Source organism: Chitinivorax sp. PXF-14 (assembly GCF_040812015.1).
GTDB lineage: Bacteria > Pseudomonadota > Gammaproteobacteria > Burkholderiales > SCOH01 > JBFNXJ01.
Window position 1 is genome coordinate 58,047 of the sequence record NZ_JBFNXJ010000012.1, and the last position, 26,340, is coordinate 84,386.

Annotated in this window: 21 protein-coding genes; 8 read left to right on the plus strand and 13 right to left on the minus strand. The window is 66.6% G+C overall.

All coding sequences use genetic code 11. The features are described from left to right. Nucleotides 1–6 precede the first annotated feature (6 nt). Both ABWL39_RS14710 and ABWL39_RS14715 read right to left on the minus strand, forming a co-directional pair. On the minus strand, nucleotides 7–3,708 hold the full coding sequence (locus ABWL39_RS14710; protein ID WP_367792689.1) for an AAA family ATPase: 3,702 nt from the start codon (nucleotides 3,706–3,708) through the stop codon (nucleotides 7–9). After that, the gene (locus ABWL39_RS14715) at nucleotides 3,705–4,955 is read right to left on the minus strand and encodes an exonuclease SbcCD subunit D C-terminal domain-containing protein (RefSeq protein ID WP_367792692.1); all 1,251 of its coding nucleotides are present in this window, start codon (nucleotides 4,953–4,955) and stop codon (nucleotides 3,705–3,707) included. The genes ABWL39_RS14710 and ABWL39_RS14715 overlap by 4 nt, the downstream gene beginning before the upstream one ends. A gap of 151 nt (nucleotides 4,956–5,106) precedes the next feature. Here ABWL39_RS14715 and alaC point away from each other — a divergent pair, with 151 nt between their 5' ends. Continuing rightward, nucleotides 5,107–6,312, plus strand: coding sequence for an alanine transaminase (gene alaC, locus ABWL39_RS14720; RefSeq protein WP_367792695.1), 1,206 nt, complete (start codon nucleotides 5,107–5,109; stop codon nucleotides 6,310–6,312). A 97-nt stretch (nucleotides 6,313–6,409) separates the two neighbouring features. On the opposite strand, the gene ABWL39_RS14725 is transcribed toward alaC, so the two are convergent. From ABWL39_RS14725 to ABWL39_RS14760, 8 genes are all read right to left on the minus strand, one after another. Continuing rightward, nucleotides 6,410–7,789 (minus strand): NAD(P)(+) transhydrogenase (Re/Si-specific) subunit beta, encoded by a 1,380-nt coding sequence (locus ABWL39_RS14725; RefSeq protein ID WP_367792698.1) that lies wholly within the window; start codon nucleotides 7,787–7,789, stop codon nucleotides 6,410–6,412. 12 nt (nucleotides 7,790–7,801) lie between these two features. After that, a complete protein-coding gene (locus tag ABWL39_RS14730; RefSeq protein ID WP_367792929.1) occupies nucleotides 7,802–8,095 on the minus strand; it encodes a proton-translocating transhydrogenase family protein in 294 nt (97 codons plus the stop codon). Between the two features lie 91 nt (nucleotides 8,096–8,186). Further along, the gene (locus ABWL39_RS14735; RefSeq protein ID WP_367792701.1) at nucleotides 8,187–9,305 is read right to left on the minus strand and encodes a Re/Si-specific NAD(P)(+) transhydrogenase subunit alpha; all 1,119 of its coding nucleotides are present in this window, start codon (nucleotides 9,303–9,305) and stop codon (nucleotides 8,187–8,189) included. Nucleotides 9,306–10,010: 705 nt separating this feature from the next. Next, nucleotides 10,011–11,762, minus strand: coding sequence for a lactate permease LctP family transporter (locus ABWL39_RS14740; RefSeq protein ID WP_367792704.1), 1,752 nt, complete (start codon nucleotides 11,760–11,762; stop codon nucleotides 10,011–10,013). Nucleotides 11,763–11,831: 69 nt separating this feature from the next. Beyond that, nucleotides 11,832–14,720 (minus strand): FAD-binding and (Fe-S)-binding domain-containing protein, encoded by a 2,889-nt coding sequence (locus tag ABWL39_RS14745; RefSeq protein WP_367792708.1) that lies wholly within the window; start codon nucleotides 14,718–14,720, stop codon nucleotides 11,832–11,834. Between the two features lie 8 nt (nucleotides 14,721–14,728). Continuing rightward, nucleotides 14,729–15,388, minus strand: coding sequence for a lactate utilization protein C (locus tag ABWL39_RS14750; RefSeq protein ID WP_367792711.1), 660 nt, complete (start codon nucleotides 15,386–15,388; stop codon nucleotides 14,729–14,731). Nucleotides 15,389–15,392: 4 nt separating this feature from the next. After that, nucleotides 15,393–16,838, minus strand: a complete 1,446-nt coding sequence (locus ABWL39_RS14755) for a LutB/LldF family L-lactate oxidation iron-sulfur protein (RefSeq protein ID WP_367792714.1) — start codon at nucleotides 16,836–16,838, stop codon at nucleotides 15,393–15,395. Next, nucleotides 16,835–17,587 carry a (Fe-S)-binding protein gene (locus ABWL39_RS14760; protein ID WP_367792717.1) on the minus strand — a complete coding sequence of 251 codons (753 nt, stop codon included), beginning with the start codon at nucleotides 17,585–17,587 and terminating at the stop codon, nucleotides 16,835–16,837. Before ABWL39_RS14760 ends, ABWL39_RS14755 begins: the two co-directional genes overlap by 4 nt. 369 nt (nucleotides 17,588–17,956) lie before the next feature. Between ABWL39_RS14760 and ABWL39_RS14765 the strand changes: the two genes are divergently transcribed. Both ABWL39_RS14765 and ABWL39_RS14770 read left to right on the plus strand, forming a co-directional pair. Continuing rightward, complete coding sequence (locus ABWL39_RS14765) at nucleotides 17,957–18,727, plus strand: FCD domain-containing protein (protein ID WP_367792720.1); 771 nt, start codon at nucleotides 17,957–17,959, stop codon at nucleotides 18,725–18,727. A gap of 87 nt (nucleotides 18,728–18,814) precedes the next feature. Further along, nucleotides 18,815–19,132 carry a DUF2322 family protein gene (locus ABWL39_RS14770; RefSeq protein WP_367792724.1) on the plus strand — a complete coding sequence of 106 codons (318 nt, stop codon included), beginning with the start codon at nucleotides 18,815–18,817 and terminating at the stop codon, nucleotides 19,130–19,132. Nucleotides 19,133–19,139: 7 nt separating this feature from the next. Here the strand turns inward: ABWL39_RS14770 and ABWL39_RS14775 are convergent, their stop codons facing one another. The 3 genes from ABWL39_RS14775 to cls form a co-directional block, all read right to left on the minus strand. Further along, entirely contained in the window at nucleotides 19,140–19,919 is a 780-nt protein-coding gene (locus ABWL39_RS14775) for a sulfite exporter TauE/SafE family protein (RefSeq protein ID WP_367792727.1), read from the minus strand. Between the two features lie 135 nt (nucleotides 19,920–20,054). After that, the gene (locus ABWL39_RS14780; RefSeq protein ID WP_367792730.1) at nucleotides 20,055–20,333 is read right to left on the minus strand and encodes a PsiF family protein; all 279 of its coding nucleotides are present in this window, start codon (nucleotides 20,331–20,333) and stop codon (nucleotides 20,055–20,057) included. Between the two features lie 35 nt (nucleotides 20,334–20,368). Then, nucleotides 20,369–21,796 (minus strand): cardiolipin synthase, encoded by a 1,428-nt coding sequence (gene cls / locus ABWL39_RS14785; protein ID WP_367792732.1) that lies wholly within the window; start codon nucleotides 21,794–21,796, stop codon nucleotides 20,369–20,371. 187 nt (nucleotides 21,797–21,983) lie between these two features. Here cls and ABWL39_RS14790 point away from each other — a divergent pair, with 187 nt between their 5' ends. The 5 genes from ABWL39_RS14790 to ABWL39_RS14810 all read left to right on the plus strand — a co-directional run bounded on the left by ABWL39_RS14790 (nucleotide 21,984) and on the right by ABWL39_RS14810 (nucleotide 26,327). Further along, nucleotides 21,984–22,490 (plus strand): TlpA family protein disulfide reductase, encoded by a 507-nt coding sequence (locus tag ABWL39_RS14790; protein ID WP_367792736.1) that lies wholly within the window; start codon nucleotides 21,984–21,986, stop codon nucleotides 22,488–22,490. A gap of 30 nt (nucleotides 22,491–22,520) precedes the next feature. After that, a complete protein-coding gene (locus tag ABWL39_RS14795) occupies nucleotides 22,521–23,063 on the plus strand; it encodes a DinB family protein (protein ID WP_367792739.1) in 543 nt (180 codons plus the stop codon). 25 nt (nucleotides 23,064–23,088) lie between these two features. After that, nucleotides 23,089–24,489 carry an exonuclease domain-containing protein gene (locus tag ABWL39_RS14800; RefSeq protein WP_367792742.1) on the plus strand — a complete coding sequence of 467 codons (1,401 nt, stop codon included), beginning with the start codon at nucleotides 23,089–23,091 and terminating at the stop codon, nucleotides 24,487–24,489. 235 nt (nucleotides 24,490–24,724) lie between these two features. Beyond that, on the plus strand, nucleotides 24,725–25,264 hold the full coding sequence (locus ABWL39_RS14805; RefSeq protein ID WP_367792745.1) for a glutathione peroxidase: 540 nt from the start codon (nucleotides 24,725–24,727) through the stop codon (nucleotides 25,262–25,264). A gap of 1 nt (nucleotide 25,265) precedes the next feature. Then, a complete protein-coding gene (locus tag ABWL39_RS14810; protein ID WP_367792748.1) occupies nucleotides 25,266–26,327 on the plus strand; it encodes an NAD(P)/FAD-dependent oxidoreductase in 1,062 nt (353 codons plus the stop codon). Nucleotides 26,328–26,340: the final 13 nt, after the last annotated feature.

The window sequence follows — 26,340 nt, forward strand, 5'->3', positions numbered from 1 at the left end:
GCGCCCTCACCCCTGCACGCTCACCGAGCTGCGCCCACCGCCTTTGGCCTCGACCCGCACCTGCGCCGGAATGCGCTCGTGCAGCGCCGCCACGTGCGAGATCACGCCGATCTGGCGGCCGCCGGCCTGCAGGTTGTCGAGCGCATCCATGGCCACTGCCAGCGTATCGGCATCGAGGCTGCCGAAGCCTTCGTCGATGAACAGCGACTCGACCTGGGTGCGTTTCGACGACAGCGATGCCAGCGCCAGCGCCAGGGCCAGCGACACGAGAAACGACTCGCCGCCGGACAGGCTGTGCACGGTCCTGACCTCGTCACCCATATCGGTGTCGATCACCTGAATTTCCATGTCGGCACCCGGCGCGCGCTCCAGCCGGTAGCGCCGGGCCAGTTCCGCCAGATGATGATTGGCGTGCGCGAGCAGCACCTCGAGCGTGAGGCTCTGCGCATAGACGCGGAATTTCCTGCCGTCCGCCGAGCCGATCATCTCGCGCATCTGGCGCCAGACGGCCGCCGTACCCTGAAGCTCGGCGAGCTGCGCCTGCCGCGCCTGCATGCGCGAACGCCGCGCCTCATCCTGCCGCAATAGCTCGCGCAGCCGCGCGGCTTCATCCTGGCTGGCGAGCCATTGCGCGCGCAACTCACCGTGTTGTGCCTGCAGCTCATCCTCGGGCAGGGCCGACGGGCAGGCCTGGCGGTGCTCGTCGAGCGCCGCCTCGCGTTCCCGTCCCACCGCTTCGGCCTGCGTCAGTGCGTCGGCGAGCGATTGCAGGGACTGCCGTTCGGCAGCGACCCAGGCCGGGCCATGGGCAAGCCGCTGCCTGAGGGTGTCCAGATCGATGCCCAGCGGTGTCAGCTGTGCCGCCAGCGCATCGGCGCTCGCGTGGCGCTCCTGCTCGGCCTGCGACAATCGCTGCGCCGCCTCGGCCAGCGCCGCGCCGGTAGCGGCAAGCTCGGCCTCGGCCTGGCTGGCCGCCGCGCGTGCCGCTTCATGGCCTTGCTCGGCCAGCATCAGCGCGTGTTTCAGGCACCCTTCGAACTCGGCCACAGGCGCACCGCCGAGCAGGCCGCTACGCCGCGCCAGATGGGCATCGCGGGCCGTGGCACAGGCCTGCAGCTGCACGCTGGCGGCTGTCTGCTGCTGTGTCGCGTGGGTGCAATCCCTGTCCGCCAGCTGCAGACGCGCAGACAGCTCGACCAGGATCGCCTGCACGCCGGCCAGCCGCGCCTCGTCGGCCCGGCGCGTGGCCAGCGCCTGCTCGGCCTCGGCGAGTACCGCATCAGCGGCAGTGGCGAGGCGCAAGCGCATCTCGGGCCAGTCCGCGAATGGCACGGCCAGCTCGGCCGTGGCCTCGTCGCACAGCCGTTGCGCCGACTCGGCCTTGAGCTGCCATTGCGCGAACTGCTGTTGCAGCACCGCCAGCGCCTCTTGCGCCTGCTGCAGGCCGAGCTTGCTGGTGTCGAGCGCGGCACGCGCGGCATCGAGCTGCTGGCGCCGTGTGGCAACGGCAGCCTGGGCGGCCCTGCCGGCCGCCTCCCGGCTATCGATGTCAGCCAGCACGCTGGCCTGTGCGGCCAGCGCCAGATCGAGCTCGTCGGTCAGAAACAGCCCCGCCAGGCCAAGCTCGCCCGCCTCGTTTCGGCTGCTGCCGTGCAACTCGGCCAGGCTGGCCGCCAATGGCGTCAGTTCGCGTTCGAGCCGGCCCAACTGCGCCGACAGTATCTCGTGTCGTGCGCCCAGGCTACGCGCCTCGGCCTGTGCCGCCGCCAGCCCGCCGGCCAACTCGTCGGCCCGCGTCTGCAGGCTGGCGAGCAAGGGCGCAAATGGCGTGTGGACGGCCCACGGATGCTGCTCGGCGCCACACAGCGGGCAGGGTTCGCCATCGACGAGCAGGCTGCGCTGCTGGTCGAGGTGGCCGGCTGCCAGCGTCTGTTCATAGGCCCGGCGCGCCTCGGCCTGTTGCGCCGCCAGTGCCGGCAGCGCGGTTTCGGCCTGCCGCAGCAGCTCGGCGAGGGCTGCCAGCTGCCCGGCGGTGTCGTCGCGTTCGCCGCGCAGCGAGGCCTCGCGCGCCATGTCGGCGGCGATACGGTCAAGCAGCTGCTGCAGGGCCTGCAAGCGCTGCTGGCGCGCAAGTGCCGCCTGGCGCCGGTTTGCCAGCGCCGCGCCATCGATAGTGGCGGTCAGTTGCTCGGCCTGCGCCAGCTCGGCCTGTGCCTGGTCGAGCACCGGCTGGGCCGCGGCCACCTGCGTACTGGTCTCGTCCCGCCGGCGACTGGCTGAGGCCAGCCGCTGCTCCTGCGTCGCGATGTCGGCCTGCAGCCGCCGCCCGTCGGCCGAGGCTGCAATAAGCCGGCGCAGCTCACCCTGCCAGCGCCCCCACTCGGCCGACAGCGGTGCCCAGCGCGCCGTCTGGTCGAGCCCGGTGCAGCACTGCGTCTGCTCCGCGAGCAAGCCCGTCTGTTCGTCAGCCAGGCGTTGGCGTCCGGTGATGCCAGCCTGCAGTTGTGCATCCGCCTTGGCCGCCTGCTCGCGGGCGGCATGCCATGCCTGTTCGGCTTCGCCGAGCTGGTGATCGAGCAGCCGTGCGGCCGCGAGCTCATCCTGCGCGGCATCGAGCGCCGCAACGGCCTGCTGGCGGGCTTGTGCGGTTGCGCTTTCAGCCTCCTGGGCGGCATCGCGCGCCTGCTGCGTCCGCTGCCGCGCCTGCGTGGCGCCGTCGACGGCGAGTTGGGCCGCGGCCTGGCGTGCGGCTGCGGCATCGGTCTGCTGCAGCGGTAACGCGAGCGGCACGGCTGACTCGATCTGCGCAAGCTGCTCGCGGCGTGCGCGGGCCGCCGCCGCGTGCATTGTGGCTTCATCGAGCGTGGCGCGGGCCGCATCGCGGACTGCAATCAGTCGCGCCAGGCTTAGGTGCCAGGCCAGCGCCGCCTCGATCTCGCGCACGCTGCCCGCCAGGCTGTCACCTTGCGCAGCTGCCGCGCCAAGCTGCTGCCGGGTCTCCGCCGCGACCTCGTCGGACAGCGGCAGATCGCCCGCCAGCTCGGCTTCGAGCGCCGTGAGCCGGCCCTCCTCGAGCTTCGCGCGCTCGAAGGCCGCCCGCGACAGCTCACCATAGATTTCGGTGCCGGTGATGCGCTCGAGCAACTCGGCGCGCTCGGACTGGCGTGCCTTGAGAAAGGCGGCAAAGTCGCCCTGGGCCAGCAGCACGGCACGGCGAAACTGCTCAAAGCTGAGCCCGACCAGCGCCGCGATGCGCGCCAGCGTCTCCGTCCGCTTGCCGCCGAGCATGGCGCCGTCAGCGAGCCGCGTCAGCGCGATTTCATAGTCCTGCGGCCGGCCGTCCGCGCGGCCTCTGGCGCGCCGCACCGTCCAGCGCGCGCGATAGGCCTGGCCGTCGCTGGCGCGGAAATCCACCTCCGCATACCCCTCGCCGCAGCCGCGGCGCAGGATGGCGCGCGGGTCGGCGGCATGCAGCCGGTTGGCTTCGGGCTCGTCGGCGCGGCCGATGGTCACGCTTTCGCGCCCCTCCAGCCGCGGCATGCTCGCATACAGCGCCAGGCACATGGCGTCGAGCAGGGTCGATTTGCCCGCACCGGTGCGGCCGGTGATTGCGAACAGGCCGGCACCGCCGAGCGGCCCGCTGTCGAAGGCGATATCGAAGGCGTCGAGGCTCGCCAGGTTCTTGCCGCGCAAGGCCAGGATTCTCATCGCTCGCCCTCCGCCAGGCTGGCCAGCAGTTCGTCGAAGGCCGCGTGCAGGGGCTCGGGCGGTTCGGCGTCGAACTGGCTCCGGTAGCGGCGGGCGAACACCGTCTCCGGCTGCAGCTCGCCGAGCTCGGGCAGGGCCGTGTCGTCGGCCAATGCCTCGCCCTTGCCGGGGTAGCGCGTGCGGATGCTGAGCAGCCGCACCGGCCGCCCGGCCAGGCGCTCGCCGAGGAGGCGGTGGAGGCTGGGCTCGGGCGCATCGAGTCGTACCGTGATCTCGAGGTAGGGCCAGCGCGATTCGGGCAGCGTGTCATCGAGCGCCAGTGCATCGAGCGCGGCGCCGACCTCGGCCAGCGCCAGCCGGCCATCGTGGCCCACCCGCAGCAGCTCGACATGGCGCGGCACGCGCAGCGCCTCGATCTTGGCCTGCGCGCCAGGCTCGCCGGGTAGCTCGACCAGCACCACCTGGTGCGGGTAATCGACCTCACTGAAGGCGAGCGGGATGGGCGAGCCGCTGTAGCGCACCTGCTCGCGCCCACCGACACGCTGCGCGCGGTGCAGGTGGCCCAGCGCGACGTAGGTGAGGTCGGTCGGGAACAGGTCGGCCGGCAGCGCATGCTGATTGCCGCCGAGCACGCGCCGCTCGGACAGCTCGGACAAGGCGCCGCCGACCATATAGCAATGGCCCGTGGCGACCAGCGCCTGCCCCGGCTGGCAGCGCGCACGGGCGGCGTCGAGCACCTGCGCATAGACCCGGCGCACGCCCTCGATCAGCGGGTCGATGGCGTCGTCGGCCTCGATGCGCGGCAGGTCCATCGGCCGCAGGAATGGCACGGCGGCGCACCAGGCGCCGATCTCGCCGTCGCGGCCACAGAGTGGCACGAGCAGCCGCTCGATGTCGGCCTCGGCGAGCGGATTGCCGACCGCCCCCACCACGTGGATGCCGAGCCCAGCCAGCAGCGGATGCGGCGCGGCAAGGCGCGCAGCCGAATCGTGGTTGCCCGCGACGATCACCACACCGAGCTGCGGCAACTGGCGGGCGAGGCGCGCGAGAAAGCCGTAGAACAGCGCCTCGGCCTGTGCCGAGGGGTTGGCGTGGTCGAACACGTCGCCGGCGACGATCAGGGCATCGACCCCGTGTTCGATCAGCGTGGCGAGCAGCCAGTCGAGAAAGGCACGGTGCTCGTCGTCACGCGGCTGGTCGTGAAAGCTGTGGCCAAGGTGCCAGTCGGCAGTGTGGAGAATGCGCATGGGCGCGACTTTACCGCAAGCCTGCGGCGCCGTGGTGGCCGCATCGGCGCTTGTCGTGCGCGCCCGCTTCGCAGTAGACTGCCGCACGGCCTGCATGCTCGCGGGCCGGCGTCGCTCGGACGGCTCCGGGCGCTTACGTAAACAGGACATCATGAGCACTTCTTCGCGCAATTTCCCGCGGATAGATCGCCTTCCGCCCTACGTTTTCAACATCACCGCAGAACTGAAGATGGCCGCCCGCCGCCGTAGCGAGGACATCATCGACCTCAGCATGGGCAACCCCGACGGGGCCACGCCGCAGCACATCGTGGATAAGCTGGTGCAGGCCTCGCAACGCCCCGACACGCACGGCTATTCGGCCTCGAAGGGTATCCCGCGCCTGCGCCGGGCGATCAGCCACTGGTATCAGGAGCGCTACGCGGTCGAGATCGACCCCGACAGCGAGGCCATCGTCACCATCGGCTCGAAGGAGGGCCTGGCGCACCTGATGCTGGCCACGCTCGACCGCGGCGACACGGTGATCGTGCCCGACCCGAGCTACCCGATCCACATCTACGGCGCGGTGATCGCCGGCGCCAATGTGCGCACGGTGCCGATCGCGCCGGGCGTGGATTTCTTCACCGAGCTCGAAAAGGCGGTGCGCGGCAGCTATCCGAAACCCAAGATGATGGTGTTCGGCTTTCCGTCGAACCCGACCGCGCAATGCGTGGAGCTCGACTTCTTCGAGCGCGTGATCAAGCTCGCACGCCAGTACAACATCCTCGTCGTGCATGACCTGGCCTACGCCGACATCGTCTACGACGGCTGGAAGGCGCCGTCGATCATGCAGGTGGAGGGTGCGCGCGATGTCGCGGTGGAGTTCTTCACGCTGTCGAAGAGCTACAACATGGCCGGCTGGCGCATCGGCTTCATGGTCGGCAACCGCGAGCTGGTGGCGGCCCTGGCGCGCATCAAGAGCTACCACGACTACGGCATGTTCACGCCGATCCAGATCGCCGCCATCGCCGCACTCGAGGGCGACCAGGGCTGCGTGGCCGAGATCCGCAACCAGTACCAGAAACGCCGCGACGTGCTGGCCCGCGGCCTCAACGAGCTGGGCTGGCCGGTGGAGCTGCCGAAGGCATCGATGTACATCTGGGCGCGCATCCCCGAGCCTTACCGCAAGCAGGGCTCGCTCGAGTTCTCCAAGCTGCTGCTGGCACGCGCCAAGGTGTGTGTGTCACCGGGCATCGGCTTCGGCGACCAGGGCGACGAGTATGTGCGCTTCGCGCTGATCGAGAACGAGGCACGCATCCGTCAGGCGCTGCGCGGCATCAAGGCCATGTTCAAGCAGGATGGGCTGCTGACGCCGGCCTGATCCCGCCGCATTGGCACCAACAAAAAGACCCGCCTTTCGGCGGGTCTTTTTGTTCCCAGAGGGTTGCTTGGCGGCAACCCGATGGTCGGGCGCTGTCTTAGTGCAGGCCCTTGACCATGTCTTCCACGACCTTCTTCGCATCGCCGAAGACCATCATGGTCTTGTCCATGTAGAACAGGTCGTTGTCGAGGCCGGCATAACCGGCGCTCATCGAACGCTTCACCACGATGATCGTGCGTGCCTTGTGCGCGTCCAGGATCGGCATGCCATAGATCGGGCTCTGCGGGTCCTTCTGTGCAGCCGGGTTGACCACGTCGTTGGCGCCGATCACCAGTACCACGTCGGTGTTGGAGAAATCGGTGTTGATTTCTTCCATTTCGAGCACCTTGTCGTACGGCACCTCGGCTTCGGCCAGCAACACGTTCATGTGGCCAGGCATACGGCCGGCGACCGGGTGAATCGCGTAGCGGACGTTGACGCCCTTCTCGTGCAGCAGCTCGGCATATTCCTGCAGCGCATGCTGGGCACGCGATACCGCCAGGCCGTAGCCCGGAACGATGATCACGCTGTCGGCATTGCCCATCAGGAACGATGCATCTTCAGCCGAACCGGACTTGTAGTTCTTCTGCGCGCCGCCACCAGCGGCTGCCGGACCCGCATCGCTGGTGCCCATGCCGCCGAAGATCACGGACAGCAGCGAACGGTTCATCGCCTTGCACATGATGTAGGACAGGATCGCACCGGACGAGCCCACCAGCGAGCCGGCGATGATCAGTACCGAGTTGTTCAGCGTGAAGCCGATACCGGCAGCCGCCCAGCCCGAGTACGAGTTCAGCATCGACACCACTACCGGCATGTCGCCACCACCGATCGGGGCGATCAGGAAGTAGCCGAGCACCAGCGCAACTGCGGTCATCGCGATGAAGGCCTGCAGATTCTCGGTGATGAAGTAAGCCGCGCCGAGGCCGATCATGGCGAGCGCCAGGATGGTCTGCACCGGCTTCACCCAGCCGCCCTTGAGCGGCTTGGAGCCGGCCTTGCCGGACAGCTTGAGGTAAGCGACGACCGAGGCGGTGAAGGTGATCGCACCGATGAAGCAGCCGATGAACAGCTCGAAGCGATGCACGCCATCATGCTCGACACCGGTATGGAACACCGCAGCCACCGCGATCAGCACGGCAGCGAGGCCCACCAGCGAGTGCATCAGCGCAACGGTTTCCGGCATTTGCGTCATTTCGACGGTCTTGGCACGGTAGCCGCCAATCGCCGCACCGGCGATGATCGCGCCGACGATCAGCGCGAAGTTGGGGTTGGGCGCCACGGCGAAGGTGATCAGGATGGACAGTGCCATGCCGATCATGCCGTAGGCGTTGCCCTGACGGGCGCCGAGCGGGCTCGACAGGCCCTTCAGCGCGAGGATGAACAGAACCGCTGCAACCAGGTAGACCCAGTCCGCGTATTGCGCGAGGAATTGCATCTTGGATCTCCCTTACTTCTTTTTCTTCTTGAACATTTCCAGCATCCGCTGCGTGACCATGAAGCCACCGAAGATATTGATGCTGGCAAGGAACACGGCGACGGCGCCGAGCACGGAAGTCAGGGTGATCGCTTCACCATCGATGTACACCACCTGCAGCATGGCACCGACCACGATGATGCCGGAAATGGCATTGGTCACCGCCATCAGCGGGGTGTGCAGGGCCGGGGTCACGTTCCATACCACGTGGTAGCCGACGAAGATCGCCAGGACGAAGATCGTGAAGCTGGCGGTGAACGGATCCATCGTATGCACGGCGTGCGCAGCTTGCTGGGCAGCCTGGTTGACCACTTCGGTCGTTTGGGCGACGGCTTGTTGTGCGTCCATCTTTTCCCCCTTAGTTCGCTTTGTACAGGACTTGGCCGTCGCCGACGATGCGCGTCTTGGCGACCACTTCGTTGTCCATGTTGATGTCGAGTGCGGTGGCGTCCTTCTTCAGCATTTCGCCGAGGAAGGTCAGCAGGTTGCGCGAGTACAGCGACGAGGCATCCTGCGCGACGAGGCCGGCCAGGTTGGTGGTACCAACCAGGGTCACGCCGTTGTCGGACTGGATCACTTCGCCAGCGCGGGTCAGCTTGCAGTTGCCGCCCGATTCGGCCGCGAGGTCGACGATCACCGAGCCCGGCTTCATCGAGGCCACGACTTCCGGCTTGATCAGCTCAGGTGCCGGCTTGCCGGGGATCAGCGCGGTGGTGATGATGATGTCGGCGTTGGACGCGTGCTTGGCGACCAGTTCGCCCTGGCGACGCTTGTAGTCCTCGGACATTTCCTTGGCGTAAACGCCGTCGTTGGCTTTCTTTTCCTCATCGGTCATCGGCACTTCGACGAACTTGGCACCGAGCGACTCGACCTGTTCCTTGGTCGACGGGCGCACGTCGAAGGCTTCCACCACGGCGCCCAGGCGCTTGGCGGTCGCGATCGCCTGCAGACCGGCCACGCCCACGCCCATGATCAGCACGCGGGCTGGCTTCACGGTGCCGGCGGCAGTCATCAGCATCGGCATGAATTTCGGGTAGTACTGGGTCGCCAGCAGCACGGCCTTGTAGCCGGCGATGTTGGCCTGCGACGACAGCACGTCCATCGACTGCGCGCGAGTGATGCGCGGCAGCAGCTCCATGGCGAAGCAGTTGAGCTTCTTCGCGGCCAGGTCCGGCAGCGTGGTGTTGCTGTGCGCGGCAAACAGGCCAACGACGGCGGCACCGTCCTTGATCTGCGCCACTTCGTCGGCCTGCGGCTGGCGCACCTTGAAGACGATGTCGCTGTTGAAGGCATCGGCTGCCGAGCCGATCTTGGCACCGGCTGCGACAAAGGCTTCGTCGGTAATCGCCGACAGTTTGCCCGCCCCCGCTTGCACCACGACGCTCTGGCCGAGGCCGATGAGCTTCTTCACGGTATCCGGAGTCGCCGCCACCCGGGTCTCGCCGGGCAGGACTTCCGCTGGAATCCCAATCTGCATGTTAATTCCCTCTACCTGTATCAAACTTTTTGTTGTGCCAAGCGGCGACACGCCCCCGGGCATACGGCTCTCAACCGACACCAAAATCGCACGCTCACGCTGATGAGGTGCGACATTATTTTGCACAGCTAAATTGCCGCGGGATGTCCGCGAACTACTCGCGACGCCAGGCGGGCCCTGGAGTGCTACCTGCGGATGGCAGGTGCACGGCCGCTGCCGGCATCGGCATGACATTGCGTCACCCCCGCGTTGGCGGAGGCAGTCAATCCAATCGGGCGGCCGGGGTAGCGGCCTTTCCTGCTGGATTGTCACAAAGCTGGGGTCAACCAGTCTTTTTATGGCTGGTACTGCTTGAACTGACCCGTCTTGCACCGCACAAACCGGCAAGGCCTGCGCATGGCACGAGAGCGAGCACCGAAATAACGAGCTAACCCTATGATTGTTGGGTCATCGATGGTGTCGATCAAACGCTCGTATTAAACGTTAATGCGAGTGTGTGATAGAAGGCTTTGCCTTGTCAAGCGCGTTTTCGAAAATAAACCGAAGCGCGTCAATACGGGTTTTCTCGCACTTGCTGCGGCGCAGCATCGACGCTGCCCGCAGCCGGGATTTTGCATCTTACCGGACTTGGGCCCGATCACAACCCTGGCAAGGCCACGGCCCGCCACGGCGCATGCCGGACGGGCCGTGATGCCGGGGCCGGCCTCAGCGCGGAATCATGCCGCTGAGGAAGTAGGCCTGCACATAGGTGATCACGCAGACGATCAGCAGGAAAAAGAAGCTGTATTTGACCGTGAAGCGCAGCAAGTCAGATTCGCGCCCCACCAGCCCGACGGCCGCGCAGGCGATCGCGATCGACTGCGGCGAGATCATCTTGCCGGTCACGCCGCCGGTGGTGTTGGCCGCCACCATCAGCACGTCGGAGACGCCGATCTGCTGCGCGGTGATCGCCTGCAGCGCCGAGAACAGCGCATTGCTCGAGGTATCCGAGCCGGTCAGGAAGACGCCGAGCCAGCCCAGCACCGGTGAGAAGAACGGGAAGGCCTTGCCGGTGGACGCCAGCGCCAGCGCCAGGGTGGACGACAGGCCGGAGTAGTTGGCGATGTAGGCGAAGCCGAGTACGCAGGAGATCGAGAAGATCGGCTTGGCGAGCTCGGCCAGCGTTTCCTTGAAGGCGTCGATGCCGTCGCGGATCGAGATGCGCAGCACGGCCATCGTCAGGAAACCCGCGAGCAGGATGCCCGAGCCGGTTGCCGCCAGGAATTCCATCTTGAAGATGGCTTCGTAGGGCTTGGCCGCCTTCACGATCGGCGCAGTCTTCACCACCATGTCGTGCAGGCCCGGCACCTTCAGGCTCCACACGGTGCTCGCATAGAGCGCGCCATCCTTGGCGAACAAGGCCTTGAACTGCGGCAGGCTCCACACCACCACCACCGCGGTGAGGATGATGAACGGCGACCAGGCCTTGAGGATCTGCCCTGCGCTGTAGCGGGTCGTCGCGCTGCCGAACGCCGTATCGGCCTCGTGCTTGCGCTGTTCCGGGGTCCGGCGCTGGCCCACGGCCTGCATGCCCGGGCCGCGGAGCGCGATGCTTGCCGGGTTGGCCGCAGCCTGGTGCGAGCTGCTGAAGGTGAAAGCTTGGCGGGGCTGCCAGAACTTGAGGAAGGCGGCGAGCGACAGCAGGCTGACGAGCGCCGAGGTGATGTCGGGCAGTTCCGGCCCGATGTAGTTGGAGGTGAAATACTGCGTCACCGCGAACGAGCCGCCGGCCACGAACAGCGCGGGCCAGGTCTCGCGCACGCCCTTGAAGCCATCCATCAGCCACACCAGGAAGAAGGGTACGAACAGCGACAGCAGCGGCAGCTGGCGGCCCGCCATCTGGCCGATGTGCATCGGGTCGAGCGCGGCCGTCTTGCCGGCAACCAGGATCGGGATGCCGAGCGCGCCGAACGCCACCGGCGCAGTATTGGCGATCAGGCACAGGCCGGCCGCGTACAGCGGGTTGAGGCCGAGCGCGGTGAGGATCGCGGCGGTGATCGCCACCGGCGCGCCGAAACCGGCCGAGCCTTCGAGGAAGGCGCCGAAGGCGAAGCCGATGAGGATCACCTGCAGCCGCTGGTCGCCGGTAATCGAGATCACCGAGGAGCGAATGATCTCGAACTGCCCCGACTTGACCGACAGCTTGTACAGGAACACCGCTGTCACGATGATCCATGAGATCGGCCACAGGCCGTATGCCATGCCGGTCGCGGTGGCCCGCACGGCGAGGCCGGCAGGCATGCCGTAGACGGTCAGCGCGATCACGAGCGTGATCAGGATGGTGCCGAGGCCGGCGAGATAGCCCTTCCAGCGCAGCACGGTAAGCGCGACGAAAAAGAATGCGATCGGGATCGCCGCGACCAGCGCCGACAGCCAGATGTTCCCGAGCGGGTTGTAGACTTGCGTCCAGAGTTCCATGTCACCCTCCAATCAAGTGGTGATGTTCAAATGAGGTGTCGTTGTGTACGTGTGCCTATGGCTGGCACATCAGGCGTCGAGGGTCAGGTCTTCACACTGTGCCTCCTGCTTGAGCTTGGGTGGCGGCGCGGCCTGCGCGGCGCGGGGCCGGGTGCAGCGGTCCACCAGGTAGACGATGCCGTGGTAGTCGATGCCGCTGTGGTGGCTCAGGCCGATCTCGCAGGTGCGGCTGGTCGAGACGCCTTCGCGGCAGTCGGCGGGCAGCGCCGGCTTGAGGTGGCGCAACGCGTGGGCATTGAGCGCCGGCTCGGTGAAGCCCTTGTCACCGGCGAAACCGCAACAGCTGACATCGGGCGGCACGATCACCTGCCTGGCGCAGCGCCGGGCCAGCGCCACCAGCGCGTTACCCTGGCCCAGGTGCGTGGTGCTGCAGGTGACGTGCACGGCGACCGGCTCGTCCTGCGGCACGAATTCGAGCTTGTCGGCCAGATATTGCTCGATGAAGCCCACCGGCTCGTACAGCTTGAGCCGGGGGTCGAGCCCGCGCATCAGCCGCAGCGCGCACGGGCTGGTATCGAGGTAGACCGGATCGAGGCCGTTGCGGCTGGCCCTGAGCAGCGCCGCCTCGACCGCCTCGAGCTGCGCCGCCGCCTGCTCGGGAAAGCCCTTGGACAGCATGGCCTGGCCGCAACACAGGCCATCCAACGTATCGGGGAATACGACTTCGTAGCCACCCTTGCGCAGCAGCGCGACAGTCTTGTCGACCAGCGGCATCTGCTCGGCATCGTGGCGTGCCGGCCCCATCGCACGGTTCACGCAGCTCGGGAAGTACACCACTCGCGGCTTGCGGCTTGCCGTCGGCGTGGGCAGCGCGATCGGCTGCACGGCGCGCGGCATGGCTGGCGTCCAGGCCGGCAGCCGCCCACCGCTGAGCCGCCGCAGGCTGCCCGCAAGCCGGCCCATGCCGCGCGTGCCGAGCAGGGCATGCAGGCTGTCGGCCAGCGTCAGCATCACGCGGGCGCCACGCATCAGCCCGGCGAAACGGTAGCGCACCCACTCGGCACGGCCCGCGGCACCAGCCTGCTGCCGCGCACGGATGTCGCGGATCAGCTCGCCGGTGTTGATGCCGACCGGGCACTGCAGGGCACACAGGCCGGTGGCTGCGCAGGTATCGACACCCTGCCACTGGTAGGCGCGTTCGAGCTCGGCCAGCCGGGCCGGGTCGTCGCCGCTGCGGCCAAGCCGCTGGATCTCGCGCCAGGCGACGATGCGCTGGCGTGGCGACAGCGACAGCTGGTGCGACGGGCACACCGGCTCGCAGAAACCGCACTCGATGCACTTGTCGACCAATGCATGCGCGGCCGGCAGCGCCTTCAGGTGCTTCAGATGGATGTCGGGATCGCGCGACACGATCACATCGGGGTTGAGGATGCCCTCGGGGTCGAAGGCGGCCTTGATAGCCCACATCAGCGCCACACCCTCGCGCCCCCATTCGAGTTCGACATACGGCGCCATATTGCGCCCCGTGCCGTGTTCGGCCTTGAGCGAGCCGCCGAATTCGCCGGCGACGAGCTGCGCCACCTCATCCATGAAGGCGCGGTAGCGCTCGACCTCGGCGGCCGTCTCGAAGCCCTGGGTGAACACGAAGTGCAGATTGCCTTCGAGTGCATGGCCGAAGATGATCGCCTCGTCGTAGCCATGGCGCGCGAACAGCGCCTGCAGCCGCGCCACACCGTGCGCCAGCGCCTCGATGGGGAAGGCCACGTCCTCGATCACCACCGTGGTGCCGGTCTCGCGCACCGCACCCACGGCCGGGAACATGCCCTTGCGGATGGCCCACAGCTTGCCGTATTCGGCCTCGACGGCGGTGAACGGCACCTGCGCCTCGGTGGTGAAGCCGGCGAGCACAGCGTTGACCGCCGCGATCTGGGTGTTCAGCACCACCACGTCGGGCGCGCGCGTCTCGATCAGCAGTGCCGCCGCCTCGGCCCCGAGCCCGGCGACGAAGGCCGGCATACCGGGCTTGCCCTCGACCGAACGCAGGCCGGCGCGGTCCATCAGCTCGATGGCCGATACCGGCGTGCGCTTGAGCGCGATCACCGCCTCGCAGCAGCTCGCCATGTCGGGAAAAGCCACCAGGCACGAGGCCTTGTGCGGATGCTCCTCGACGGTGCGGTAGGTGATGCTAGAAATGAAGCCCAGCGTACCTTCCGAGCCGATCATCAGGTGCGCCAGCATGTCCACCGGATCGTCGAAATCGACGAGCGCGTTGAGACTGTAGCCGGTGGTGTTCTTGAGCCGGTATTTGTGGCGGATCTTCTGTTCGAGCGCGGGCTCGGCACGCACCTGGCCGGCGAGCGCCTGGAGTTGGCCCAGCAAGGCGGCATGCGTCGAACGGAAGGCCGCGACGCTGGCCGCGTCACCGGTATCGAGCACGGTGCCGTCGCCAAGCACGACGCGGATCGCCGCGAGCGTGTGGTAGCTGTTGTGCGCCGTGCCGCAGCACATGCCGCTGGCGTTGTTGGCGGCGATGCCACCGATCTTGCAGGCGTTGATCGACGCCGGGTCGGGCCCGATCTTGCGCCGGTACGGCGTCAGCGCGCGGTTGGCATGGGCCCCGATGACGCCCGGCTGCAGTCGCACCCGTGCGCCCTGCCCTTCGATGTCGATGCCGCGCCAGTTGTCGCCGAGCAGCACCAGCACCGAATCCGAGATGGCCTGGCCGGAGAGCGAGGTGCCGGCGGCACGGAAGGTCACCGCCACCTGTTGCGCGCGCGCCGCCTTGAGCAATGCGACGACCTCGTGCTCGTGCTCGACCCTGGTCACGATCTGCGGGATCAGCCGGTAGAAGCTCGCATCGGTCCCGTAGGCGAGCGTGCGCAGCGGGTCGGTGATCAGGCGCTCGGCCGGGATGAACTGCCCGAGTGTGGCGAGGAAGTCCTGGTGCTTCTGGCTCATGCCGCCGCTCATGGCTGCACCATCAGCACGATCAGTTCCTTCGGGCCGTGCGCGCCATAGGCCAGGGTCTGCTGAATGTCGGCGGTCTTCGACGGCCCCGATACCAGCAGCGCATTGGTTGGCAGGCCGGCGGCCCAGCGTGCCTCGGTCATGGCGTCGAACAGGGTGTTCCAGATCTTGCCCGCATCGAGCACGACAATGTGCAGCGGCGGCACCAGCGACATCAACCGCGGCTCGTCGGCGGATGGCCAGAGCACCAGCGAGCCGGTCGCGGCGATCGCGCCGAGGCAGCCGGTGATAGAGGCATCGATGTCGAAGAACAGTTCTTCCTTCCACTCCTCGACCGGCCGGTCGTAGCTGCGCAGCTCGGGCAGATCGGCCCGGCCCTGCCAGTGGTGGGCCACCTCGGCACCGATGGCGGTGCGCGGCGCGATCAGCAGATTGCGCAGGCCACGCGCCTGCAGACAGTCGGCGAGCTTGGCCGGCCAGCCGTCGGCCGTCACCTCGTGCACCTCGGCGTGGGCGGCCTCCAGCAGCTGGCGGACGCGCTGGCGGCCAGCGTCGGCGGTGAACCGGTAGGCCTCGGTGGCAATGTGGTAATCGCTGTCGTCGAGCGGCTGGGCCGCGTGCCGGCGCAGTTTGGCGAGAATACGGTCGCGTGCGGTCATGGGATCAACTCCGCTTGGCAGCACGGGCCTTGACCAGCTCGTGCAGGGTTTTCGGGGCAGGCTTGGGGGCGATGCGATAGTCGGTCCACGGGCCGATCCTGGCCGGCAGCCAGTTGCGCAGGCGCGCGGCGAGCCAGGTGCTGGCGCGGTACAGCGCGGGACGGCTCATCAGCAGCGCCCACAGCCGCCACAGCCGCGTCTCGCCGGGTGAGTAGCGCGCGCCCTGCCCAGCCACCGCGTGCGGCTCGGCCTCGGGCGGCCGCACCGACTCCTCGCGCAGCCGGACCAGGAGCTCGGGAATCGGGATGCGCACCGGGCACACTTCGCCGCAGGCGCCGCACAGCGACGAGGCCGAGGGCAGGTCGCGGGTCGCGTCGAGCCCGAGCAGGTGCGGCGAGATGATCTTGCCGATCGGCCCGGGGTAGACCGTGCCGTAGGCATGGCCGCCGATGCGCGTGTACACCGGGCAGTGGTTCATGCAGGCGCCGCAGCGGATGCACTGCAGCGTGGCGCGCAGCTGCTCGTCGGCGAAGGCCTGGCTGCGGCCGTTGTCGAGCAGGATCAGGTGCACGGCGGCCGGGCCGTCGAGTTCGCCGGGTTTGCGCGGGCCGCTGATCAGGTTGAGGTAGGTGGTGACGATCTGCCCCGTGGCCGAGCGCGTCAGCAGGCTGTACAGCGGCGCCACGTCGACGAGTTTCTCCACCACCTTCTCGATGCCGGTGACGGCGATGTGCACGCGCGGCACCGTGGTGCTCATGCGCCCGTTGCCTTCGTTCTCGACCAGGCACAGCGTGCCGGTCTCGGCCACGGCGAAGTTGACGCCGGAGATGCCGATGTCGGCCTCGTAGAATTTGCGCCGCAGCACGTTGCGGCCGACCTGGATCAGCGTGTCGACATCCTCGGTGTAGTCCACGCCCGCGATGCGGCTTTCGAACAGGCGGGCGATCTGTGCCTTGTTCTTGTGGATGGCCGGCATGATGATGTGCGACGGCTTCTCGCCGGCGAGCTGGACGATGTACTCGCCCATGTCCGACTCCAGGCACTCGATGCCGCGCGCCTCGAGGTAATGGTTGAGCTCCATCTCCTCGCTGACCATCGACTTGCCCTTGACCAGCTGGCGCGCGCCGCTCTGCATGGCGATGTCGTGCACGATGGCATTGGCCTCGTCCACCGTCTCGGCCCAGTGCACCTGGATGCCGTTGCGCGCGCAGTTCGCTTCGAGCTGTTCGAGCAGATCGGGCAGCTTCGACAGCGCGCGGCGGCGGATATGCTCGCCCAGCCGGCGCAGCGCCTGCAGCTCGGCCTCGTCGTCGAACACGCTGCGGCGCTTGGCCATGAGGAAATCCATCGCACCGCGGAAGTTGCCGCGCAGCTCGTCGTCGTTGATCGCCTCGTCCACCCGTTCGCGGAAGCTAGGTGGCACGAAATGCAGTGGTTGCGGGGCGTTCATGCCTCACCTCCGATGCGGCGCCACACGAAGCTCGCGATATGCTCGCCCTGCAGCCGCTCGCCCTGTTTCTGCAAGGCGCCATTGATGTTCATCAGGCAGCCGCAGTCGGCGCTGACCAGGTTGGGCGCGCCACAGGCCTTGATCGCCCGCGTCTTGTCGGCCACCATCGCGGCCGAGATCGTCGGGTGGCGCACGGCAAACGTGCCGCCGAAACCACAGCACTCCGACTCGTGGTCCTGCTCCACCAGTTCGACCCCGGCCAGCCTGGCAAGCAGCGCGCGGCCCGTGGTCAGCGTGCCCATCTCGCGCCGCGCCGCGCACGAGGTATGCAGCACCACCTTTTCCGGCTGGCCCAGGTCCGCCAGCGCGATGCCGAGCCGGTTGACGACGAAATCGGTGAATTCGATCACGCGCTCGCTGAAGCGCCGCACGCGCGCCTCGTTGGCCGCGTCGCCGGCGAACAGCTTGGGATAGTGATGCGCCATCATGCCGCCACAGGAGCCGGACAGCACCACGATGGGCCAGTCCTCGGGAAAGCAGTCGAGCTGCGCCAGCGCCACGCGCCGCGCCTCGTCCATATAGCCCGAGGAATAGGCCGGCTGGCCACAGCAGCTCTGCGCCTGCGGGAAGACGGCCTCGACGCCGGCGTGCTCGAGCAGCGAGATCGCGTCGATGCCGGCTTGCGGAAAGAACACGTCGACCAGGCAGGTGCCGAACAGGTAGACCTTGGCGGGTGGGGTGGCGGGCATGGCGGCTCCTCGTTGAATCAGTCATGGGCCACCGCGTCGCTTGCTGAAACCAAGCTCTTGGTAATTTGGTATTACCAATTTACGATGGCGTTGATCTATTCAAATCAAAGCCTTGCAGGCTGTCAACAGGATTAGAGTTAAATGCTTAATCCGGGGAAAGCGGCGGCATTCCGACGGCTATCCCGCATGCAGTAGAAATCAAGCACTGCAAAGCCATTGAGCCAGACATCGACAAAAATCGGTGAGCCGGTTCGCACCCGAAAATTTCTGTGACCGGCAGCAGAAATCGTTCGGTAAACGGATAAGCGCTTGCTGTGTTTGCCTATTTTTCCGGCCAGAAATAGAATTGGTCAGACCAAAGGAGAAGCCATGTACCAGGAAATCAAACCGCGCCGCGTCGCCGATGAAATCATGGAGCAGCTGCAACGCATGATCCTCGACGGCATGCTCAAGACCGGCCAGCGCCTGCCGCCCGAGCGCGAGCTGGCCGAACAGTTCGGCGTGTCGCGCCCGTCGGTGCGCGAGGCCATCCAGAAGCTCGCCGCCAAGGGCCTGCTGACGAGCCGCCAGGGCGGCGGCAATTATGTCGCCGAGCAGCTCGGCAACTCGTTCTACGATCCGCTGATCACGCTGCTCGAACAGCAGCAGGGCGTGCATTTCGACCTGCTCGAATTCCGCCACACGATCGAGACGGCAACGGCCTTCTACGCCGCCCAGCGCGGCACCGATGCCGACCGCGAGAACATCACACGTGCCTACGACAGGCTGATGGCCACCTACCAGGAGCAGGACCAGGCCAAGGAAGCGGCAGCCGACGCCGCCTTCCACCTCGCCATCGCCGAAGCTGCGCACAATGTGGTGTTCTATCACACGATGAAGGGCCTGTTCGATCTGCTCAAGCGCAACGTCATCACCAATCTGGGTGGGCTCTACACCCGCCACGAAACGCGCGACAAGATCATGGCCCAACACGAGAAGATCTATCAGGCGATCATGGCGCGCGACGAGGCCGCCGCGCGCAGCGCCAGCAGCAACCACATGCGCTTTGTCGAGGACACGCTGATGGAGCTCGAAGAAGAGAAACGCCGCCAGGCCCGCGCCGAGCTACGGCTCAAGCTGCTGGTGAACGACGAGGGCTGAGCCATCGCCGGGCACGGCGCGGGCTCAAATCCGCGCGCCAAAACCGCTACACTATCGGCCTTTGTCCCCAGCACAGCGGATCAGCACATGAAAACCTTCGCGGAAATCCTCAAGAACCTGCCCACCGTCGCCCACCTCGATCGAGTCGAACTGACCGACCATGAAGGCGCCGAGCACCGGATCGAGAACAAGCCCGGCCAGGCCGGCTCGCTCGCGGTCTACCACGCGATCGCCAAGGGGCGGGACTACATCGACGCCGAAGCCGCCAAGCTCGGCCTCGAACTGTATGCCGAACACACGGCCGACGCCGAAGCCAACCCCGGCAAGCACCCCAACATCGACCGCCTGCTGCGCCTGATCGAAGCCAACGGCCGGCTGATGCTGAAGTTCTTCGACCACACCTGATCGGGCGTCAGCCCTTCAGGAACAGGTCGTAGGCGAAGCGCGCGATCAGCACCCAGCACAACACCAGGAACAGCTTGCGCACGAAGGCCGTACCGCCCTTCATCGCGACCTGGGTGCCGACATGGGCGCCGGCCATATTGGCCACGGCCATCGGCACGGCGGCGGCATACAGTACGTTGCCGGTCGGGATGAAATAGGCGAGCGCCGCCAGGTTGGTCGCGCCGTTCACCACCTTGGCGGCCGCCGCCGCGCGCAGGAAATCGAAGCCGAACAGGCGCACGAAGGCAAAGGTCAGGAAACTGCCGGTGCCCGGGCCGAAGAAGCCATCGTAGAAGCCGATCAGGCAACCGACGAGCAGCGCCATCCAGCGCTCCGAGCTGCCCGAGCGATGCGGCGCGTGGACTTCGCCGAGATCCTTCTTCTTCATCGTGTAGAGCGCGATCACGATCAGCAGCGCCAGCACCAGCGGCTTGACAATGTGGACCGGCAGCCAGGCGACGAGCCGCGCGCCGATGAAGGAGAAGACGAAGGCGGCAATCGCCGCCGGCAACGCCACCGGCCAGTGGATGCGAACCGTCCGCGCATAGCGGTAGGCGGCCGTCGCGGTGCCGGAGATCGAGGCCAACTTGTTGGTACCGAAGATCATCGCCGGGGTGTGGCTGGGCAGCGCGCCGAACAGTGCCGGCGTCTGGATCAGGCCACCGCCGCCGACTGCGGCATCGACCAGGCCGGCGAGAAAGGCCATGCCGATGAGAAACGCCAGGGACAACAGGCTGAGGTCGGGCATCGGTTCAGTGTTGCGGTAAAAGCGGCAACGCTACGCCGCCCGCCCGCTGCCGGCAAGTTGCGGATATACCGGATGCGCGGCGCCGGGCAATGAAAAAGCGGCCCGCAGGCCGCCTGTTCGGGGCAGGGAAGAGACTCAGCCTTCCTTCTTCAGGCAGTCGGACATGAACTGCTTGCGCTCGTCGCCCTTCTTGCCTGCCGCATCCTTGTTACAGGATTTCATCTTTTCCTGCTGGGCCTTCTTCTTGTCCTTCAGACAGTTGCTCATGAACGCCTTGCGCTCGTCGCCCTTCTTGCCCTCGGCATCCTTGTTGCACATGGCCATCTTGCTCTGCTGCTTGGTCGGTGCATCGGCTGCGTGAGCGGCGGTAGCGGTCAGCATCAGGCCGGCGATCATGGCGGCGATCAATTTCATCGAGGTCTCCTGGTTGGTCGGGCGGGAAAAGGGAATCACAGCAACTTGTCGGCCAGTTTGGCAACGTTTTGCGCAATGCGCAACCAGGCTGGGCGCTGCCTCCAGACCGACAGCAGCACCGGCTCGGCATCGGCCTCGTAGGTGGCCTGGATGTCGCGCAGGCGGGCCGTCACCGCCGCGTCGTAGATCAGCAGCATGACCTCGGCGTTCAGTTCGAACGAGCGGATGTCAATATTGGTCGAGCCCACCACCCCGATGCGCCGGTCGAAGCTCAGGTGCTTGGCATGCAGATGGCCGCTGCGATACAGCGAGATCTTCACCCCGGCCTCCAGCAGCTCCTCGTAGAACGACTGTTGCGCCAGGTGGGTGAGCCGCGAGTTGGAGCGCTGCGTGGCAATCAGCCTGACATTGACGCCGCGCCGCGCGGCCAGCCGCAAGGCCTGCAGGAAAGCATCGTCGGGCACGAAATACGGGGTGGCGATGACGATTTCCTCGCGCGCGGCGTAGATCAGGCCGAGCAGGCATTCCTCGGCATTCTCGCGCTGGTAGCCCGGCCCGCTCGGCAGCAGTTGCAGCGGCGTGTCGCCGGGCGGGATGTCGATCGGGAAGTGGTCGTCGTCCTGCAGCGTCTCGCCGGTCTCGAAATAGCGGTCGCCGAGGAAGACGGCCTGCAGCTGCGACACCACGCTGCCCTCGATGCGCGCGGTGAGTTCGACATTGGGCAGATCGGGCACGAACTCCGGGTTGACCAGGTTCTGCGAGCCGGTATACCCGATGCGGCCATCGATCACCGCCAGCTTGCGATGGTTGCGCAGATCGAAACGCGCCGCATTGCGCCGGAACACGCCGACCGGCAGCGTCGCCCTGACCTCGATGCCGGCAGTGCGCCAGGCGGGCGCCAGGCGCTTGAGCGCGGTGGACGAGCCAACGGCATCCATCAGCACCCGGCACACCACGCCACGCAGTCTCGCACGCTCCAGCGCGGCGCCCACGGCACGGCCACTGGCATCGTCCTCGATGATGTAGAACAGCAGGTGCACATGGCGCCGTGCGGCCTCGATGTCGGCGATGAGCCGCTCGAGCATGCCGCGATAGTCGGTCAGCAATTCGACCCGATTGCCGGGAAAGGCGCGGAAATCGCCTAGGCTCGCCGCCCAGCCAGGCAAAGGGCGCAGGTAGTCGGGCAGCCCCTCGCCCTGCCACACCGATTGTGGCGGCATCTGCCCCTGCACCTCGAGGATCAGCGCCGAGGCGCGGGCCTGCATCTCGATGCGCTTCTTCGGCATGTAGATGCGGCCGAACAGCGCGTACAGCGCCACGCCCGCCCACGGCAGCAGGAACACCAGCAGCAGCCAGGTGCGCGCCGCCGCCGCACTGCGCCGTTGCGGGATGTAAAGCAGCATCACCAAGCGGATGACCCACTCGCTCGCCACGTAAAGGCTGCCGAAATCGCTGGCCGGCACGCTCTCCTCCTGTCCAGTTATTGCGGCCGCCACCAAGGTCTGAGCCCGCCCGCACGGTTATAGCACAGCTCGTTTGGGAACACATTCGCGCAGCCCCGGTCTCACCCGGAAGCAACGCCGGGTGACAAGCCCGGCGCAAGCGGCGAAAATACCGGTCAATCAAGCAGGTGTGGATATCGATATGGCAATGAGTACAGGCATCAAGACCGCGCTCGTCGCGGTGGCGTTTGCCGCAGCCGGGGTCGGCGGCTATCTGGCGATGAACAAGGGCGAAGCGGCGCCCAGCGTGAGCTTCACCTCGATCAAGGGCGAGCCGGGCACGCTGGCCGGGCTCAAGGGCAAGGTGGTGCTGGTGAACTTCTGGGCGACCAGTTGCTCGGGCTGCATGCACGAGATGCCCGAGCTGGTCGCCACGCATCAGAAATACCAGGCCCGCGGCTTTGAAACGGTATCGATCGCGATGAGTTACGACCCGCCTAACTATGTCTTGAACTATGCTCAAAGCAAGCAGCTGCCGTTCTTCGTCACGCTCGACAGCGAAGGCAAGCTGGCCGAGGCCTTCGGCGGCATACTCGGCACGCCGACCTCGTTCGTGATCGACAAGCGCGGCAAGATCGTGCGCCGCTATCTGGGCGAGCCCAATTTCGCCGAACTGCATCAGCTGCTGGAACAGAAACTGGCCGAGCCGGCCTGAGCCCGACAAGTCGAGACGAGGATCCGCACGATGATCACCTGGAAAAAGCATTTCCTGTATCAGGTCGACTACCAGCACTGGGCCAACGATGTGCTGTTCGGCTCGCTCGACCGTCTCGACGACGAGACCCGCAACTGCGTGCAGGGGATGTTCTTCGGCAGCATCCACCACACACTCAACCACCTGCTCGTGGGCCAGCTCAACTGGTGGGCGCGGCTCAAGGGCGAGCCGGCACCCCATCCGCTCGATACCGTGCTGCACGAAGACTGGCGCGGCCTGAAGCAGGCGCTGCGGCAGGAGACACGGGCGCTGCAACACTGGCTCGAGATGCAGCCCGAGGCGTGGTTCGAAGGCAGCATCACCTATCACAACACGCAAAAGCATGAATTCACGAGCTGGGTGCGCGACGTGCTGACGCACCTGATGACCCACAATGCCCACCACCGCGGTCAGATCTCGGCGGTGGCGACGCGTCTCGGTGCACCGGTGCCGGAGATGGATTTCATCTACTACAAGCGCGAGATGGCCGATCACCTAGAACACCTGCAGCAATCGCGGGCGGCCCAACCATGACGCCACGCAGCAGCAAGGCTTGCCGTTGAACGAACAAACCATCGTCTTCGTCGACCTCGAAACCACCGGGGGCTCGACCACCGCAGACCGCATCACCGAAGTCGGCATCGTCGAAATGGGGCCGGATGGCGTCTCCGAATGGAGCTCCCTGGTCAATCCGCAGATGTCCATCCCACCGTTCATCGAGCGCCTCACCGGCATCAGCAACGGCATGGTGCAGGATGCACCAACCTTCGCCGAGATTGCGCCCGAGCTGATCCAGCGGCTGTCTGGCAAGCTGTTCGTGGCGCACAACGCGCGTTTCGATTACGGCTTCCTGAAGAACGAGTTCAAGCGGCTGAACCTGCCCTTCCGTGCCGACGTGCTGTGCACCGTCAAGCTGTCGCGCCGGCTGTTCCCGCAGGAATACAAACACAACCTCGACGCCATCATCTCCCGCCACGCGCTCGTGGCGGAATCGCGCCACCGCGCGCTGGCCGATGCGCGCGTGTTGTGGCTGTTCATGAACAAGCTCGAACACGAGCAGCCGGCCGCCCTGCGCGAAGCCATGGATGAGCTGATCCGGCAGCCGGCACTGCCGCCCTATCTCGACCGCGATGTCGTTGACGACCTGCCAGAAGGCTGCGGCGTCTACCTGCTCTACGGCGAGAACGATCTGCCGATCTACATCGGCAAGAGCACGAACCTCCGCAAGCGCGTGCTGCAGCACTTCGCCGCCGACATGCGCAATGGCAAGGAGATGCAGATTGCCCAGCAAGTGCGCCGCATCGACTGGATCGAGACAGCCGGCGAGCTCGGCGCGCTGCTGCTGGAAATGCGCCTGATCAAGGAGCGGCAGCCGACGCTGAACCACCGGTTGCGCCGCACCAGCGAGCTGTGCAGCTGGCAGCTGGAAGAAATGCCGGACGGCTTTCTGCGGCCGCGGCTCGTCTACGCGCGCGATCTCGACTTCGGCCGTATGGAAAACCTCTACGGCCTGTTCCACTCGCAGCGCGAGGCAGTGAACACGCTGCGCAAGATCGCCGAATTCAACCAGCTCTGCCTGATCCGGCTCGGGCTGGAAACCGCCAACCGCAGCGGCGGCAAGCCCTGCTTCGCCTATCAGCTCAGGCGCTGCCGTGGCGCCTGCATCGGGCGAGAAGAGGCCGGCATGCACAACATCCGCCTGCTCACCGCGCTGAGCAAGCACCGCATGGCCACCTGGCCCTACGGCGGCCCGATCGGCATTCGCGAGCAGGATGCGCTGGCGATCCGCAGCGAGCTGCACGTGGTCGATCACTGGTGTTACCTCGGCACCGTGCACGCCGAGCACGAATTGCCCGGGCTGCTCGACAACGCGGGCCAGCCGGCTTTCGACATCGACACCTACAAGCTCTTGAGCAAGCACCTGAAACAGGCGGCATCCGACAGCATCGTCGAGCTGTAAGCCCGGCTTGCCGCTGGCGCATGGCGACGGCGCCGATCCCGGCGCTCAAGCACCGTCACCGCTCACCCGCAAGCGCCTGCCCAGCGCGCAGCCACGCACGCCGGCAGCGGTTTTCCGCGCTGAGGTGGCGGGGCTTTGCTATGCTCAATAGACGATGATTTCCGTTAGATTGCGGCCCCATCGCCAACGATACGAACAACAAACCTTGAGCCGATTCCGTGCCCCGGAGAACACCATGAAATCCCGCAGCCTCATCATCTGGGCTGCCCTGTTTGTCGGCACCGCCCATGCCGCCTGCACCGGCCTGCTCAACCAGCAGTTCACCACCCTGCAAAAGAAACCGATCGACCTGTGCGACTACCAGGGCAAGCCCATCCTCGTCGTCAACACCGCAAGCAAATGCGGCTTTGCGCCCCAATTCGAAAAGCTCGAAGGCATGTACCGCCAATACAAGGATCGCGGCTTGCTGGTGCTCGGGTTTCCATCCAACGATTTCTGGCAGGAGCTGGCCAGCAACGAGGAAGTGGCCAGTTTCTGCAAGCTCACCTATTTCGTCGAATTCCCGATGGTGGAAAAGAGCGTGGTCACCGGCAACGATGCGCTGCCGTTCTACAAGCAGCTGAAGGCCGCCACCGGCGCCGCGCCGCGCTGGAACTTCCACAAATACCTGATCGCGCCCGACGGCAAGACGGTCTACAGCTTCGGCACGATGACCGAGCCCGACGACGACAAGGTCATGGAGAAACTGCTGCCCATGCTGAAAGGCGGGGCGTGACATGACGGCCGTGGTGTGCGACGTCGCGGTCGTCGGCGCCGGCCTGGCAGGCCTGATCTGCGCACGCATGCTGACGGAAGCGGGCCTGAGCGTGCAGGTATTCGACAAGAGCAAGGGCACGGGCGGACGCATGGCCACGCGCCGCGGCGAGGAGATGAGCTTCGACCATGGTGCGCAGTATTTCACCGTGCGCCATCCCGCATTCGCCCGCCAACTCATCGAGTGGGAACAGCAAGGCCTGGTCGCCCCGTGGACCAGCCCGGTGGTGGCCCTGCACGAGGGCAAGGTGACGCCCTCTCCGAGCCAGATCCGCTATGTCGGGACACCCGGCATGAGCGGCCTGTGCCGTGGCCTGTCGCAGACACTGGCGCTCAATCCCGGCCACCGCCTGATCCAGCTCGAACGCACCGACGGCCGCTGGTGGCTGCATTTCGATGCGGGCTCGCATGTGCTGGCCGATGCCGTGGTGATGGCCATCCCCGCCCCGCTGGCGCTACCGCTGCTGCACCGGCGGACGCCGCTGGCGGCGCAGCTCGCGCGCGTGGCGATGGACCCGTGCTGGGCACTGATGCTGCTGCCGCAGCGCAAGCTGGGGCTCGAATTCGGCGGCGCGTTCGTCGACGACCCGCGCATCAACTGGATCGCCTGCAACAGCAGCAAGCCCGGCCGGCACGGGCTGGAGGCCTGGGTCGTCCACGCGACGCCAGAATGGTCGCGCACCCACCTCGATGCCACCCCCGATACCGTCGCATCCCTGCTGCATGCGGCTTTCGAGACGGCTATCGGCCGCCGCGTCACCCCCTTGCTGCTGAAGCCCCACCGCTGGCGCCACGCCAAGACGAGCATCTCGCTGGGCGTCGATTACCTGCTCGACCACGAGGCCCGGCTGGGTATCTGTGGCGACTGGTGTCGCGGCAGCCGGGTCGAGGATGCCTTCCTGAGCGGCCGGCAGGTGGCCACCCAGTTGCTCGCCGCGCATAGTTCGCTGATACAGGGCGTCGCGGCCGGCGTCCGTACGGGCGTCAACCGCATCACACCGCTGCGAGGCAGCTCGCTAAGCTGAGCGGGGGTGGCAG